12 protein-coding genes are annotated in these 15,052 nt (G+C 67.1%); 3 read left to right on the forward strand and 9 right to left on the reverse strand.

Features of this window, described 5'->3' with window-relative positions:
- Positions 1-32 precede the first annotated feature (32 nt).
- The 5 genes from ACQR1L_RS08375 to ACQR1L_RS08395 form a co-directional block, all read right to left on the reverse strand.
- Positions 33-1,331: an RsmB/NOP family class I SAM-dependent RNA methyltransferase gene (locus ACQR1L_RS08375; RefSeq protein WP_434857480.1), complete on the reverse strand. Its 1,299-nt coding sequence runs from the start codon at positions 1,329-1,331 to the stop codon at positions 33-35.
- 13 nt (positions 1,332-1,344) lie between these two features.
- Positions 1,345-1,677: an MAPEG family protein gene (locus tag ACQR1L_RS08380; RefSeq protein ID WP_434857481.1), complete on the reverse strand. Its 333-nt coding sequence runs from the start codon at positions 1,675-1,677 to the stop codon at positions 1,345-1,347.
- A 155-nt stretch (positions 1,678-1,832) separates the two neighbouring features.
- Positions 1,833-2,855, reverse strand: coding sequence for an NADP-dependent oxidoreductase (locus ACQR1L_RS08385; protein WP_434857482.1), 1,023 nt, complete (start codon positions 2,853-2,855; stop codon positions 1,833-1,835).
- Positions 2,856-3,051: 196 nt separating this feature from the next.
- Complete coding sequence (gene guaB / locus ACQR1L_RS08390; protein WP_434857483.1) at positions 3,052-4,539, reverse strand: IMP dehydrogenase; 1,488 nt, start codon at positions 4,537-4,539, stop codon at positions 3,052-3,054.
- Positions 4,540-4,790: 251 nt separating this feature from the next.
- Positions 4,791-5,039 carry a hypothetical protein gene (locus tag ACQR1L_RS08395; protein WP_009030401.1) on the reverse strand — a complete coding sequence of 83 codons (249 nt, stop codon included), beginning with the start codon at positions 5,037-5,039 and terminating at the stop codon, positions 4,791-4,793.
- Between the two features lie 140 nt (positions 5,040-5,179).
- Here ACQR1L_RS08395 and ACQR1L_RS08400 point away from each other — a divergent pair, with 140 nt between their 5' ends.
- A complete protein-coding gene (locus ACQR1L_RS08400) occupies positions 5,180-6,667 on the forward strand; it encodes a DHA2 family efflux MFS transporter permease subunit (RefSeq protein WP_434857484.1) in 1,488 nt (495 codons plus the stop codon).
- A gap of 10 nt (positions 6,668-6,677) precedes the next feature.
- On the opposite strand, the gene ACQR1L_RS08405 is transcribed toward ACQR1L_RS08400, so the two are convergent.
- Positions 6,678-7,850 carry a sialate O-acetylesterase gene (locus ACQR1L_RS08405; RefSeq protein WP_434857485.1) on the reverse strand — a complete coding sequence of 391 codons (1,173 nt, stop codon included), beginning with the start codon at positions 7,848-7,850 and terminating at the stop codon, positions 6,678-6,680.
- A 302-nt stretch (positions 7,851-8,152) separates the two neighbouring features.
- Between ACQR1L_RS08405 and ACQR1L_RS08410 the strand changes: the two genes are divergently transcribed.
- On the forward strand, positions 8,153-9,577 hold the full coding sequence (locus ACQR1L_RS08410) for an O-antigen ligase family protein (RefSeq protein ID WP_434857486.1): 1,425 nt from the start codon (positions 8,153-8,155) through the stop codon (positions 9,575-9,577).
- On the opposite strand, the gene ACQR1L_RS08415 is transcribed toward ACQR1L_RS08410, so the two are convergent.
- Entirely contained in the window at positions 9,562-10,575 is a 1,014-nt protein-coding gene (locus tag ACQR1L_RS08415) for an acyltransferase family protein (protein WP_434857487.1), read from the reverse strand. The genes ACQR1L_RS08410 and ACQR1L_RS08415 overlap by 16 nt on opposite strands.
- A gap of 322 nt (positions 10,576-10,897) precedes the next feature.
- On the opposite strand from ACQR1L_RS08415, the gene ACQR1L_RS08420 reads away from it, so the two are divergent.
- Complete coding sequence (locus ACQR1L_RS08420; protein WP_434857488.1) at positions 10,898-11,431, forward strand: DUF1003 domain-containing protein; 534 nt, start codon at positions 10,898-10,900, stop codon at positions 11,429-11,431.
- Between the two features lie 446 nt (positions 11,432-11,877).
- Here the strand turns inward: ACQR1L_RS08420 and ACQR1L_RS08425 are convergent, their stop codons facing one another.
- Together ACQR1L_RS08425 and ACQR1L_RS08430 are read right to left on the reverse strand one after the other, a co-directional pair.
- Positions 11,878-13,845, reverse strand: coding sequence for a glycosyltransferase family 2 protein (locus ACQR1L_RS08425; protein ID WP_434857489.1), 1,968 nt, complete (start codon positions 13,843-13,845; stop codon positions 11,878-11,880).
- Entirely contained in the window at positions 13,845-15,047 is a 1,203-nt protein-coding gene (locus ACQR1L_RS08430; RefSeq protein ID WP_434857490.1) for a hypothetical protein, read from the reverse strand. The genes ACQR1L_RS08425 and ACQR1L_RS08430 overlap by 1 nt, the downstream gene beginning before the upstream one ends.
- Positions 15,048-15,052: the final 5 nt, after the last annotated feature.

Here is a 15,052-nt window from a genome sequence, read left to right on the forward strand (position 1 = left end):
ACCGCGGAGGGACCGGCGGACGGCGGATGGGCTTAGGCCTTCTTCAGCACCGACACGAAAAACCCGTCCGTGCCCGTGCGGCGGGGGGTCATGAGCCAGCCTTCCGGGGTCTGCAACGCGGCCTCGGCGAACGCCTCGGCCTTGTCCCAGAGGACGGTGGCGGTCTGGTCGGGGGGCTGAACCGCGAATTCCGGATGGCCCGCCACGAACGCCCGCACCTGGTCACCGTTTTCCGGCTGCAGCACCGAGCAAGTGATGTAGGCGATGCGGCCGCCCGGCTTGACCAGGCCTGCGGCCCGCTCCAGCACCTCGGCCTGGTCCTTCAGGCGGATCTCCAGCGCGCCGGGGCGCATGCGCCATTTGGCGTCGGGGTTGCGGCGCCAGGTGCCGGTGCCCGTGCAGGGGGCGTCGATGACGATCAGATCAGCGGAGGCCTTGATGTCGGCGAGCGGGTCGGCGTCGCCCTTCGGCGTGCGGATCTCGGCGTTGTGGACGCCGGCGCGCGACAGCCGCTCGTGGATGGGGGCGAGCTGGCGCTTGTCGGCGTCGGTGGCGATCAGGCGGCCCTTGCCGCCCATCATTGCCGCGAGCGCCAAGGTCTTGCCGCCGGCGCCGGCGCAGAGGTCGATGACCTGCTCGCCGGGCTTGGCCGCAGTGAAGAGTGCTGCGAGCTGCGAGCCCTCGTCCTGGACCTCGATGGCGCCCTTGATGAAATCCTCCTCGGCATGAACGCCGGGATTGCGCGCGTCGGCTGAAAGCGTGATGCGCAGGCCGAGCGGCGACCACGGCGTCGGCTGGGCGCCGAGATGCTTCAGCGAGGCCTGCACCTTCTCGCGCTTGGCTTTCAGCGTGTTGACGCGCAGATCGAGTGGCGCCCGGTTGGCCATCGCCATGGCCTCAGCCACGCGGTCGTCGCCGAACACGGCTGCAAGATACGGGTCGAGCCAGTCGGGATAGTCGCCGGCGACCGGCGGCGGCGCGCCCTCGGTGGTGCGCGAGGCCAGCGCCTTCTCCTCGGCGGCGGTGAGAGGCGGCGGCGCGAAGCGGCTGCCGTCGCACATCGCGGCGATGGTCGGCACGTCCAGCCCGCGCTCGAGCTTGAGCATGCCGAGCACCCGCGCCCGCGCGGTGTCGTCCTCCATCACGTAAGCGCTGGAGGCGCGGCGGCGGAGCACGTCCCAGACCAGCCCGGCGATGGCGGCGCGGTCGCCGGAGCCGGCGAAGCGGTGGCTGGTGCCCCAATCCTTCAGCGCCTTGGTCGCCGGCGCCCGCTGGGCCTCGATGGACTCGATGATGTCGATGGCGGCGGACAGCCGGGCGGCGGGGGTCATTACGGTATTCCGTTCAGATCAGGAGAAGCATCTTCAGGGCGAAATACAGCCACATCGCCAGCAGCACCAGCGCCGAGGCGGTCCAGGCGAGCCCGCGCTTGTCTGCCCCGCTGACAAAGCCGGCGTTGACGAAGCGGGTGACCACGAACACCCAGGACAGCAGCACGATCACCAGATCGGCATGGCGCAGCGGCAGCGCAATCGCGATCAGGGCATAGAACAGGGTCGGCAGGCCGAATTCGTCGGCGGCGTCCGTGGCTTGGCCGCGCCTCTTATTCCAGAACAAGAGCGCAAACGTCAGCGCGACCTCGACGAAGACGGGCAGCAGCACCATGGGCAGCGACATCGAAAATCCCCCTTGAGGAAAAGCGAAGGCCCGGCGTGGTGCCGGGCCCTCCTGGATGAACCGGTTCCCTCAGGACTCCCGATAAGCCCTCGTGGTTCCCGTGATTTTACGGTCGCGCTGAACTTTCACATCAAGTGTGGCTCAGGCTTTGGCCTTTAGGCCTTGTCCGCCCCGACCCGCACCAGCTGCTTGCCGAAATTGGCGCCCTTGAGCAGGCCCATGAACGCCTCCGGCGCGTTCTCCAGGCCCTCGGTGACGTGCTCCTTGTACTTGACCTTGCCGTCGCGGACCCAGGCCGACATGTCCTTGAGGAAGTCGCCGTGGCGGGAGGCGAAGTCGGAGACGATGAAGCCGCGGATCAGCAGCCGCTTGGTCAGCACGTTGCGCATCAGCGCGCCGGCCCATTTCGGCGAGGCCGACTGGGTGTCGTTGTAATGCGCGATCAGGCCGCAGACGGGCATGCGGGCAAAGGCGTTGAACAGCGGGAACACCGCCTCGAACACCGGGCCGCCGACATTCTCGAAATAGACGTCGATGCCCTTGGGGCACGCCTCTTTCAGCTTGGCGGCGAGATCGGGGTCGCGATGGTCGAGGCAGTCGTCGAAGCCGAATTCCTTTTTCACGTAGTCGCATTTGTCCTTGCCGCCGGCGATGCCGATGGCGCGGGCGCCCTTGATCTTGGCGATCTGGCCCACGGCCGAGCCGACCGCGCCGGAGGCGGCGGCAACGACGACGGTCTCACCCGCCTTGGGCTGGCCGATGTCCAGGAGGCCCGTGTAGGCGGTCATGCCGGGCATGCCAAGCACGCCCACGGCGGTCGAGATCGGCGCGAGGCTCGGGTCGACCTTGGCGAGACCGCGGCCGTCGGAGATCGCGTGCGTCTGCCAGCCGGCGCGGGCCAGCACGATGTCGCCGGGCTTGAAGCCGGGATTGTTGGAGGCCGCCACCTCGCACACGGTCCCCGCCTCCATCACGCCGCCGACCGGCACCGGCTGGGCATAGGACGGCCCGTCGCTCATGCGCCCGCGCATATAGGGATCGAGCGACAGCCAGATCGTGCGCAGCAGCACCTCGCCCGCGCCGGGCGTCGGCACGGCGTAATCCTCGAGGCGGAAATCGCTGGGCTTGGGCTCGCCGACGGGACGCGCGGCGAGCACGATGCGCTTGGCTTGGGACATGGTGTTTCCTCCTGATGTTCTTATGGATGCGGACGGGGCGATGCTCTCTCCTCCGTCATTCCGGGGCGCGCGTCAGCGCGAACCCGGAATCCAGAGGTGAGGTGCGCAAGTGGTGGTGCAAGACAATATCGGGCTTCCGGGTTCAGCACGCCGCGCGTTGCGCGTCGCGCTGCCCCGGAATGACGTTCCACGTGGCTTACGCCCCGCCCGGATAGTTCGGGCTCTCGCGCGTGATGGTCACGTCGTGGACGTGGCTTTCGCGCAGGCCGGCGCCGGTGATGCGGACGAATTCGGCCTTGCTGTGGAACTCGGCGAGGTCCTTGGCGCCGACATAGCCCATGGCGGCGCGCAGGCCGCCGGCGAGCTGGTGCATGACGTTCCCGACCGGGCCCTTGTACGGCACCTGGCCCTCGATGCCCTCCGGCACGAGCTTCAAGGTGTCCTTGATGTCCTGCTGGAAGTAGCGGTCGGCCGAGCCGCGCGCCATCGCGCCGACCGAGCCCATGCCGCGATAGGCCTTGTAGGAGCGGCCCTGCCACAGGAACACTTCGCCGGGCGTCTCGTCGGTGCCGGCCAGCAGCGAGCCGACCATGGCGACGTCGGCGCCGGCGGCGAGCGCCTTGGCGAGGTCGCCGGAGAACTTGATGCCGCCGTCGGCGATGACCGGCACGTCGGCCTTCTTGGCCGCTTCCACCGCATCCATGATCGCGGTGAGCTGCGGCACGCCGACGCCGGCGACGATGCGGGTGGTGCAGATCGAGCCCGGGCCGATGCCGACCTTGACGGCGTCAGCGCCGGCATCGATCAGCGCCTGGGCGCCGTCGCGGGTGGCGATGTTGCCGGCGATCACCTGCACCGCGTTGGAGATGCGCTTGATGCGGTTGACCGCCTCCAGCACGCGCGAGGAATGGCCATGCGCGGTGTCGACCACGACGAGGTCGACGCCGGCCTCGATCAGCTTCTCGGTGCGCTCGAAGCCGCCCTCGCCCACGGTGGTCGCGGCGGCGACGCGCAAGCGCCCCTGCGCGTCCTTGCAGGCGAGCGGATGCGCGACCGCCTTCTCCATGTCCTTGACAGTGATCAGGCCGACGCAGCGGTACTGATCGTCGACCACGAGCAGCTTCTCGATGCGGTGCTTGTGCAGGATCTTCTTGGCCTCGTCCTGGCCGACGCCCTCGCGCACGGTGACGAGGTTCTCATGCGTCATCAGCTCCGAGATCTTCTGCCGCGGATCGGTGGCGAAGCGGACGTCGCGGTTGGTGAGGATGCCGACCAGCTTGCCGGGGATGCCCTTGGACCCGCCGGTCACGACGGGAATGCCGGAGAAGCCGTAATCCTTCATCAGCGCCAGCGCATCGGCGAGCGTCGCGTCCGGGGAGATGGTCAGCGGGTTCACCACCATGCCGGATTCGAACTTCTTGACCTGGCGGACCTGGGCGGCCTGGCCTTCGGGATCGAAATTACGGTGGATCACCCCGACACCGCCGGCCTGCGCCATCGCGATGGCCATGCGCGCCTCGGTGACGGTATCCATCGCGGACGCCATGATCGGAATGTTCAGCGGGATCTCGCGCGTCACGCGCGAGCGGATGTCGACCTCGGAGGGAAGCACATCGGAGAGGCCCGGCTTCAAGAGCACGTCGTCGAAGGTAAAGGCTTCGCGAAGTGTCTGCACGGTCGCCATCGTCAACTCCTTGTCTGCGGCCGTAACGGCCGCGATGGGATCTAAGGATGAGCGGCGCCGCCGTCGAGACCATGCCTCGCCGTCGAATCGGAGCCCATCGGTGGGGTTGACGCGGGTCGATAGCATGGGCCTGTGACGAATCAAAGGGCCGATCCGCCCTCCTCCCGCGATTGCGAAAGACGGCCCGGATCGGCCCCAGATGCGCAACAAAAGGTCGCCAAAGCCCCGATTCCGGGGCAGAAGTTCCGCCGTTAGCGCCAGGCGCCCGGCGGCGGCCCGTAGCGGCGGATGGCGTCGACCACCTCGCGATGGCGCCGGTCCTCCCGCCGCATGTGGACGGCGATCAGAGCGTGCGCCGAGGGCACCAGCAGCAGCACGTGGAAGAACAGGCCGAGCACCAGGCAGACCACGCAGAGCAGCAGGTTGAAGATGGCCGCGAACGGCTGCCCGTTGAGCAGCAGACCCAGCGGCGGCACCAAAGCGGCGAGCAGGTAGATCATCGGCACATCTCCCAAAAACACAGGACGCGACAGCGTCGCGCTGCATTTGGGGGGCCATGCCAGCAGCGCAATGGCCCCGTTCGTCGCAGGGTGTTAAAGCCCCGGCGCCGGCTCCGCCTCCTTGCCCTCTCCAGGATTCGATGAACAAGCAACGAATCATTCCGCTGATCGTCGCCACCGCCCTGTTCATGGAGAACATGGACTCCACGGTCATCGCGACCTCGCTGCCGGCGATCGCCAGGGATATCGGCACCAGCCCGCTGACCTTGAAGCTCGCGATCACCTCCTATCTGCTGTCGCTCGCGGTGTTCATCCCGGCGAGCGGCTGGACCGCCGACCGGTTCGGTGCGCGGCGCGTGTTCTCCAGCGCGGTCGCGGTGTTCATGATCGGCTCGATCGGCTGCGCGCTCGCCAATTCCGTCGAGAATTTTGTGTTCGCGCGCATCCTGCAGGGCATGGGCGGCGCGATGATGACCCCGGTCGGCCGTCTCGTCCTGCTGCGCTCCGTCGACAAGAGCGCGCTGGTCGGCGCGATGGCGTGGGTGACGATCCCCGCGCTGATCGGGCCCGTGATCGGGCCGCCGGTCGGCGGCTTCATCACCACCTATTTCTCCTGGCACTGGATCTTCCTGATCAACATCCCGATCGGAATCGTCGGCATCATCATGGCGCTGCGCTTCATCGATCCGATCAAGAGCGACAATCCAGAGCCGTTCGATCTCTACGGCATGGTGCTCGCCGGCATTGGCCTGGCCGGCCTCGCCTTCGGCCTGTCGGTCGCGGGACTCAACCTGCTGCCGTGGTCGGTGGTCGGCAGTCTCGTCGCGATCGGCGCGATCTCGATGACGCTCTATGTCCGGCACTCCTGGCGCACCAATTCGCCGGTGCTCGACTTCTCGCTGCTGCGGCTACCGACGTTGCGGGCCTCGATCGTCGGCGGCTTCATGTTCCGGCTCGGCATCGGCGCCCTGCCCTTCCTGCTGCCGCTCCTGATGCAGCTCGGCTTTGGCCTGTCGCCGTTCCAGTCCGGCCTCGTGACGTTCGGCTCCTCGGCCGGCGCGATGGGCATGAAGGCGCTGGCGGCGCGGCTGATCAAGGCCTTCGGCTTCCGCCATTTGATGACCGTCAACGCCGTCGTCAGCTCGGTCTTCCTCGCCGCCTGCGCGCTGTTCACGCCGGCGACGCCGCTGCTTCTGATCGTCATCATCCTGTTCGTCGGCGGCTTCTTCCGCTCGCTGCAGTTCACCGCGATCAACACGGTGGCCTATGCCGAGGTCGAGACCGCGCAGATGAGCCGCGCCACCACGCTCACCAGCGTCAACCAGCAGCTCGCAATCTCCGCCGGCGTTGCGGTCGGGGCGTTCTCGGTGGAGACCACGATGTGGGCGCATGGCGCGAGCGAGCTCACCGCCACCTCCTTCGCCCCGGCCTTCATCGTCGTTGCCATCACCTCGGCGCTGTCGTCATTCTTCTTCTGGCAGATGCCGGATGATGCCGGCAGCGAGATCTCGGGCCGCAAGGTCGCGGCGATCGCGAGTCGCAAGGGCGCAGAGAAAGGCGCCGAGAAGGCCGCAACGAAATCGGCCAGCGAAACCACGCACGACGCGCGGGATCAGAAGCTCGGCTGAGTGCCGCGGCTCAGGGCTTCCGCGGCGCGGACTTCCAGTAGTCGGCCAGGCGATCGGCCCACATCTTTGCGTGCTGCTCGGTGCCGGCGCGGCTCATGTGACAGCGGTCGTGGCGCAGCGGCAGCCCGATCTGGTCGGTGTCCGGACCGGGATAGACCCCGAGCGAGGGGTTCGGCACGGCGGCCTGCGCGGACCGGATGATCTCGTCAGGAATGGTGCCGCAGAGCGTCGCCTTGGCCACGAAGATCGGCGCGGTCACGTCGGCGGCGCGCAGGCCCGCAATGATCTCGAGATCATTGCGCAGGTAGGACAGCCGTGCCGCCTCCTTCATCTTCGCGGTCACCTGCAAGTGCGTGCCGTCCTCCGCCCCGTTGGTCGCGAACGCAAAGGCATTACCTTCGCCCTGATGCCAGAGCACCGCGCTCGGCTCGAGACCCACGTCGCGCAGCCCTGCAAGGGTCGACAGCAGCACCTCGAAATATTTGCCGCCGCGGGCGCGCCATTCCTCCACATAGGTGCCGCCGATCGCGGCAGGCGCAATCACGACGGTCTTCGCAAGCCCGCGGTCAATCAGTTCGTCCCCGAGCCGGGTGGCGACGTTCTCTCCGTCGCTCGTGGTCCCGAGCAACGGGTTGCGCGCCACGTAGCAGCGGCCGTCGAAGCGGTCGAAATTATAGAACCGGTGACGCGGCTGATAGAGCTTGCCGCTCCGATCCGGCGCACCGTTGTTGGCGATGTTCGATTGCCCTGCGGTCAGCAGCACCACCAGCCCGTCGCGCGGAATGGATTCGCAGGGAACCGGCGTGGCCTGGCTGCGCGCCTCCTCATTGTCCGGCAGCAGACAGCGCGATGCATTTCCGCCCGCGATGAAATCCGCGTCCGACCCGTAGAGCACCTGCGCGAGATTGCGCCCCTTCAGCAGGTTCTGCACCTCGGGATCGTCGCTCGCACCGTCGATCCGGCGATCGATGTCGTCGAAGACTGCGGCACGCGCACGCACCTGCGCCACCAGGGCCTGAAAGCTCGGTCGTGTCGAGATCGCGCCCACGGCGCAGGATACGCAGTTGCCGTCGCGCGACTTGGCCGAGGTGGTCGGCAGGCAGAGATCGCGCGGCGGCAGCACTTCCGCGGCGTCGGCTGGGACGGCCCAGCAGAGCAACCACAGACCGGCAACGATTGACATCGATACGCTTCGCATCGGCTCCAGCCCATCAACGAGGAGAGTTTGGCTCTGTAACAAGGAATTGGACGATCACGTCGTCCACCATCGTTCCGGGGCAATTCTCAATGCGCAGCCGCGACGCGGCTGCGCGTTGAGGATTGAACCGGGAATCTCGACATGGTGGACGCAAGACAATCTCGAGATTTCGGGTTCAAGGCCGGCGGCCTTGCCCCGGAATGACGGGGGTTGTGACGCAGGACCATTGGACGCGCTCGCTCGCGGAGACAGGTCGCAAACAGGCTTTTCCATTATAGTCCGCTGCCATGAAGGAAAGCCGAATCGACGCGCGGCCGCTCGCCGCCATGGCAATGGATTGCTGGCCGACCGCGCTTCTGCTGGCGGGAACGATCCTCGCTGTCCCTGCCCTCGGCGGATTGGTGCGACCGGTCTTCATCCTCGGCTGCGCCCTCACGGGTTGGTTTGCATGGCGCCGCAACGCCGCGGCTCACGTCCAGTCGGCGATCCTCATGTTTGCCTTCGCCCCGTTCGTGCGTCGCCTGGTCGACGTCTCCGCGGGCTTCGACTCCTCGGGCATCATGCTGAGCGGTCCCCTGCTGTTCATCCTCGCGCCGATCCCGAGCCTCGTCCTCTCGCCGGCGGACAAGGCCGCTTCGCGCAATCCGTGGCTGGTGCCGCCGCTCATCATCCTGGCCTGCATCCTCTACGGCGGCGCGCTGTCGATGTTCCAGAACGACTGGTTCAACGCCGCCAATGGCGGAATGAAATGGGCCGCGCCGGTGCTCTATGCGATCGCGCTGCAGCAGCAGGCAAGATCCGACACCGTCCTGATCGACGCGATCACGCGCGCGTTCATGCTGGTCCTGCCGCTCACCGGACTCTACGGCATCTGGCAGTATGTCGATCCGCAGGACTGGGACCGGTTCTGGATGGTGAATGCCAGCATCACCTCGGCCGGCTATCCGCTGCCCTATATGGTGCGCGTATTCAGCACGATGAACGGTCCTGCCAGCTATGCGACCTTCACGGCCACCGGCCTGCTGCTGGTCGGCTTCCTGCGGCCGGGATGGCTGGCCATGGCCGTGATGGCGCCGGCGGCGCTCGGCCTGCTGCTGTCGCTCTATCGCACCAGCTGGATCACGCTCGCCGTGGGCGTCCTGTTCTGCCTGTTCTTTCCCGCCACGCGAATGCGCTCCGCGTCGCTGACGCTCGGACTGCTGGCCGCGGTGGTCGTGACCGTGCTGTTCACGCCGTTCGCGGACGTCATCACCTCCCGTCTGGAGTCGCTCGGCAGCGTGTCGCAGGACAGCAGCGGCAGCGAGCGGCTCGAAGAGTTCGTGACGCTGTGGAATGCACCGAACAGCATGGTTCTGGGATCGGGCTTCACCATCCTGGACGTCGGCGTCGCCGGCACGATGCCGATCGACGGGCAGATCATCGCAAGCTGGGTGACGATGGGCATCCCGGTCGGGCTGATCTGCCTCGCGGCCTACATCTGGGTTGGTCTCACGGCCACCAGTGCCGCCTGGCGGCTGCCAACGCGCGAGGGCGTCGTGCTCGGCGCGCTCGCCATCAGCGCGCTCTTGATCCAGCTGCCGCTCACCAGCATCTCCTCGGGCGAAGTGTCGGCGCTGTTCTGGATGCTGGCCGCGATGGCCTGCCCGAGCGACCAGACGGCCGGCCAGTCCCAGCCCGCCGTCGGCCGACAGCAGCATCAGACCGGGGCCTGATCGGACGCGACACGCGGCGCGATCGCCGCAGATCGCGCCTTGCGCCTGGCAGGCGCCGCAAGTCCAACCAACGCGAGCAGATGCAATCGCTGCAGGACCACATGGGCGATCAGAGGAAGCACGACACCCGCCGCGGTTCCGGCCAACAGATAGAGCCAGGGCCAGGTCGGGATGTGCGCCTTGAGCATGATGATGCGCATGCCCGAGCCGGCGAGGATGTGCAGCACATAGATCGTCATCGACGCGACGCCGACGGCGGCGAGCCAGCGGTGACGCGAGGGGTCGAGCAGCCGGCACAGCACGACCATGCCGGCGATTCCGAGCACGCAGGCCGGCAGCGAGGCGAGGCCGTTGGCGTCCATGCCGGACAGCTCCCCGCCGAGCGCCACCGCGGCGGCGAACGCTGCGGCAATCATGATCAGCAGCGGCCAACCCCGCGGGCGCCATTCCGCCATCAGGCGGGCGCCGTACAGGCCGGCGACATAGAACGGCAGGTGATGCAAGGTCAGCGCGAGATCCGGCCGGACAGGAAGCATGAGGAAAATGCCGAAACCTGCGACCGCCAGTGAAACCAGCACCGTCCGTGACGGGACGAGCACCGCGATCAAATGGCAGAGCATCAGCGCGTAGAGAAACCAGAATTGCGCGATCGGGCGATACCAGATCGCCGCGAGATCGCTCGGATGGATCGGAATGTTGGCATCCCGCGCCAGCAGCATCGTGGTCCCGCCCTGGATCAGCGACCACAGCACGTAGGGATAGGCGATGGTCCAGAGCTTGGATTCGAGGAAGGAACGCGCACCCTTCCGCAGGCTATGCTGCACGTTCAAGCCGGCCAGGAAAAAGAACAGCGGCATGTGGAACGTGTAGAGCGTGTAGTCCATCCAGCGCGCGAGCGCGCCGTCCGGAAAGATGCCTGGGCGTACCAGGCCGCCGAGCACATGACCGTAGACGACCAGGATCACGCCGATGCCGCGCGCGTAATCGATCCACACCATGCGCGTGGTGTCAGCCGACGCCCTCTGCGTTCCAGCATCCATGCCCGACAGGCCCTGCCCTCGCGCAGCGCGTCCGGTCCATCATCCCTGCGACGCCCGCGCGGTATTCCGTCTTGTCGTTACATACCGCACCGGGCTTTGCTGTGCCGTCACTTCCAGCCGAGACGTGGCGCATTCGAATGTTAGTCTTAATTAATCATAAGCCGCTGTTCCCCCATTCCTGAGAGCGCGAGACGGGCTATCCGCTCGGGCCGGCCAAGTTGCCTCACGAAGCGGCGCGTTCCTTGCGGGAACGGTCCTGGGCGCGCCTCGTTGCCCCGCCATGACCCGAGAACTCGCACCCGATCCCGCACCCGGCCCGGGGCTTACTCCCGCCCTCGAACGCAACATTCAGGCGCTGGTCGACCGCCGCAAGCGCGAGCGGACCGAGGCGACCGCGCAGCAGAAGGTTGCCGACGCCATCACGCGGTTCACGGGGTCGATGACCTTCGTGTACCTGCATCTGTTCGGCTTCGGCTTCTGGATCGTCGCCAACCTGCATCTGGTGCCCGGCGTGCCCGCCTGGGACGAAAGCTTCGTCGTGCTGGCGATGATCGCCTCGGTCGAGGCGATCTTCCTGTCGACCTTCGTGCTGATCTCGCAGAACCGGATGGCCGGCGAAGCCGACAAGCGCGCCGACCTCGATCTCCAGATCAGCCTGCTGACGGAGCACGAGCTGACGCAAGTCGTGACGCTCCTGAACCAGATGGCGAAACAGATGGGCATCGAGCCGGACGCCAAGCCCGAGCTGCGCGACGCGTCCAAGGACATCGCGCCGGAGCGCGTGCTCGACAAGATCGAGGAAGCGCAACGGTGATATGCGTCCGAGAGCTCTGCGCTGAGTTTATACGCTCGTCTCTCTCCACCGTCATTCCGGGGCGGGCGGAGCGTGAGGCCGACGCTCGTCGGCCTCACGTGGAGCACGAGCCCGGAATCCATAACCACGGCTGGTCATGAGATCGCTGTGGCCCTGATCCTCGTCACATGACGGCCTGTGGTTATGGATTCCGGGCTGGCGCTACGCGCCCCCCGGAATGACCGGAGAAGAGATTGCGTGCTCTCCCGCTATGATTCCGCGGCATGTAGCGCGTAGCAAGGGTGGGCAAAGGCGCTGCCGTGCTGTGTCCTTGATGTGAGCTCGCGGTGACGCCGTGCCCACCGACTCCCTCGGCCCGCGCGGATCGATGGTGGGCACGCCGCCGCCTGCGGCGGCCGCTTTGCCCCCCTACGGCAGCGGATGCACGTGAGCGAGGTGTGGCCTTATCACCGTCCCAAGAAGCCACGGCGGGCGAGACCTGCGAAGGCGCCGCGCAGGCGGGCGCGACCGCTGATGACGCCGCAGGAGGAGCTGAACAGGCGAACCACGAGCTGGCGTCGCTGCGCTTCGGTTGGCTGCAGGCGAAGGTGCGTCAACGTCTTCGACACAGCCTCGACGGAGGCATCGATCCAGCCGAGACCGTCGAGATGGACGGGCATCGCGCTTCCCGGACTGCAACGGCGCGAGCCAGTCACGCGCGCAGACGACAGCGAGAGCGCCTCGACGCGACACGGTACGACCTCGCCACCGCGTGCTAGCCACCCTGCCTCGTCCGTCGGAAACAGATCTTCAGCCCGCGGCAGCTCGAAGCAGACCAGGAACGCGATGAAGGAAATGAGCATCGCAATGCCGGCCCACAGCAGGTTGAAATAGTCGATCGACGAGATCTCGCTCGCGGCATTCGGCGATACGAAGGCCCAGACGATGGCCGCCGCCGAGCTCGCGGCAATCAGCCCGAAGATCGCGGCGAGCTTGCCATGCACGCGCGGCTGGGAGCGGTCGCCACCCTTGTCGGTGACCTTGAACGGGCGGCCGAACGGCCGGATCGCCGCGCTGACCAGGGTCGCCGTGATGGCGAAACACGTCACCGCATGCGTCGCCTCCATGAACAGCGGCAACGTCTTGGACCGCGAGATCCAGCCCATGTAGATGATGGTGCCGAGCAACGCGGGCACGCCGTAGCGCAGGAACGAGAGATAGTCGGCCTCGAACGCCGGCACCCCTGCGAACCAATAGATCGGCGGCGCGATCAGGAGCAGCACCATGAACGGCTTACACAGCCAGTTGAGCACGCCATGCAGGAAGTGCCAGCGCTGGGTGAAGCTGTAGCCGCGGCTGCGCATCGGACCGTCGCGCAGCAGCGCGACCTGGATCGTGCCCAGGCACCAGCGCGCGCGCTGGGTGATGTATTCTGGCACGCCTTCCGCCGACAGGCCGAAGCTGAGCGGCTCGTTGAGCCAGACCGTACGGAAGCCACGCTTGAGCAGCGTGTAGGTGAGATTGAGATCCTCGGAGATCGCCGCATGCGGGAAGCCGCCGATCTCCACGAGCCGCTCGCGGCGCACGACGAAAGACGTGCCGACGCAGAACGCGCAGCCCCACGCATCCTTGGCCGGCTGGAACACGTCGAAGAAGAAGCGCTGGTCGTCGACCCAATGGCCCGATGCCAGCAGATTGTGCTGGATCGGATCCGGGTTGTAGTAGAACTGCGGCGTCTGCACGACGGCGATGTCCGGCTCGGACAGCAGCAGGCCCACCGTGCGCTGCAGGAAATCGCGGCGCGGCGCGAAGTCGGCGTCGAGCACGAGAATGACAGGCGCGTTCGACTCCTGCCCTGTGGCTGCGAGCGCGTTGTTGAGATTGCCGGCCTTGGCGCCCTTGTTGTTCGGCCGGGTCAGATGACGCGCGCCGACCTCGTCGCAGAACGCGCGCAGCCAGTCGCGGCGGGTGTCGTCGAGCACCCAGACCGTTTTGCTGGCGTAGTCGAGCGCCAGCGCGGCGAGGATCGAGCGCTCCACGATCTCCATCGGCTCGTCATAGGTGCAGATGAAGATGTCGACGGCCGGCTGCTCGCCCCGCTCAGCCAGCGCGCGCTGCGCAGCATCGGCCTGCCCCGAGCGGTCGACGCTGCGGGTGAGGATCAGGATCGACATCAGTGTGTAGGTGATCGCAATGATCTCCAGCGTGATGAACAATCGCGGCCACAGCGCCTGCAAGGTCAGATCGAACGCCGGCAGCGTGTCGTGCCAGCGCCACAGCGTGTAAATCAGCAGGAACGAGGCCGTGGTGGCGCCGAACAGGACGCGGTCGCGGAGCCGCGTCGGGTCGAGCAGCCGGGCCATGACGAGGAGCCCGAGCAGGACGCCGAGGTCGGTCGAAAGGACCGACGGTGCATTGCTGGCGGTCGGAAACATCAGGGCACCTTCGCGCCGGTGAACGGATTCCAGCCCGTCTCGGCGAGCACGGCCCAGGCAGTGGCGCCGAGATGCGGCCGCTTGTAGTAGAAGAAGTCCTGGATGGTGGTCGCGCCCGTCGGATCGATCGACAGCCCGGTGGTGAGGCGCGCGTTGCGCGTCGCGTTCAGCAGGCCCGTCGCCGTCCGATCGGCTCGGAATCCCGCGACAAGCCGCTCGCTTGCCGCGGCGTTTCCGACCATGCGATAAGCCAGCGCGGCCTGTGCGGTGCCCTCGACCCAGACGCCGTCGCGATCGCCGTTGAAGTCGAAACCGCCATCCACCGCGAGCTTGCTTTCGGCGAAGCCGAGCGCCTTGCGCCAGGCGGGCGCATCGGGCACGGCCATCCACGGCCAGAGCTGCACGTCGAGCGCCAGCAGATTGGCATCGGCAAGGCTGCCGTCGGGCTTGGTGCCGAGCAGGAAGTGATCGCCGCGGAAGCTGCGATCGAGCAGCCGTCGCGCCGTCAGCGCGGCGTCCCGATAGCGCGGCTCGGACGTGAGACGATGCAGCCATGACGCCACCGCGTAGACGTCGGCATTGTGCTCGGTCGACATCCAGGTGAGGCGCACCTGCTGCGGATCGTAGCCGTGGAAGCCGCCGCTGAAACCGTCTGTCCCGTGGCTCGCGTTGACGATGATCCAGTCCATCAGCCGACGCGCGTTCGCGAGATAAGTTGCATCGCCCGTCGCCTGATGCAGCGTCAGCAGCGCGAGCGCCGCCCAGGCGACGTTGCCGGTCGCGGTGCCGTCCTGCGCGGGATCCTCGCCCCAGATGTTCTTCTCGTGATCCCACCAGCCCGGCAGCAGCGCAGCGCCGGCGCCGACGGGTCCGGCGCGATAGGCGTTGCGGAGACGGCCGTCCTGGAAGCTGCGATCGTTGCTGGCCGCATGCACCAGCGCATTGCCGATCACGCGAGCTTCGTTGACGTGCCCGCACGCGACGAGCGCGATCGCCGCCAGCGCGTTGTCATAGGTGAAGGCCGTCGTCGAGAGACCGAGCGGCAGCCCCTCCTCATCGGCACCCGGCTCGTAGGAGCGGATGAATGCCGCATCATGACCGGCGAGCTTCGGCCCCACGGCCTGTGCAAGTCCTGCGCATAAAGGCGTTTCGGCGCGCAGCGGCATGACGCTGCCGAGCAGCGCCGTCGCGATGATGACCATGGATG

The sequence above is a fragment of the Bradyrhizobium sp. HKCCYLR20261 genome (assembly GCF_051168435.1).
In the GTDB taxonomy this organism is placed as follows: Bacteria; Pseudomonadota; Alphaproteobacteria; order Rhizobiales; family Xanthobacteraceae; genus Bradyrhizobium.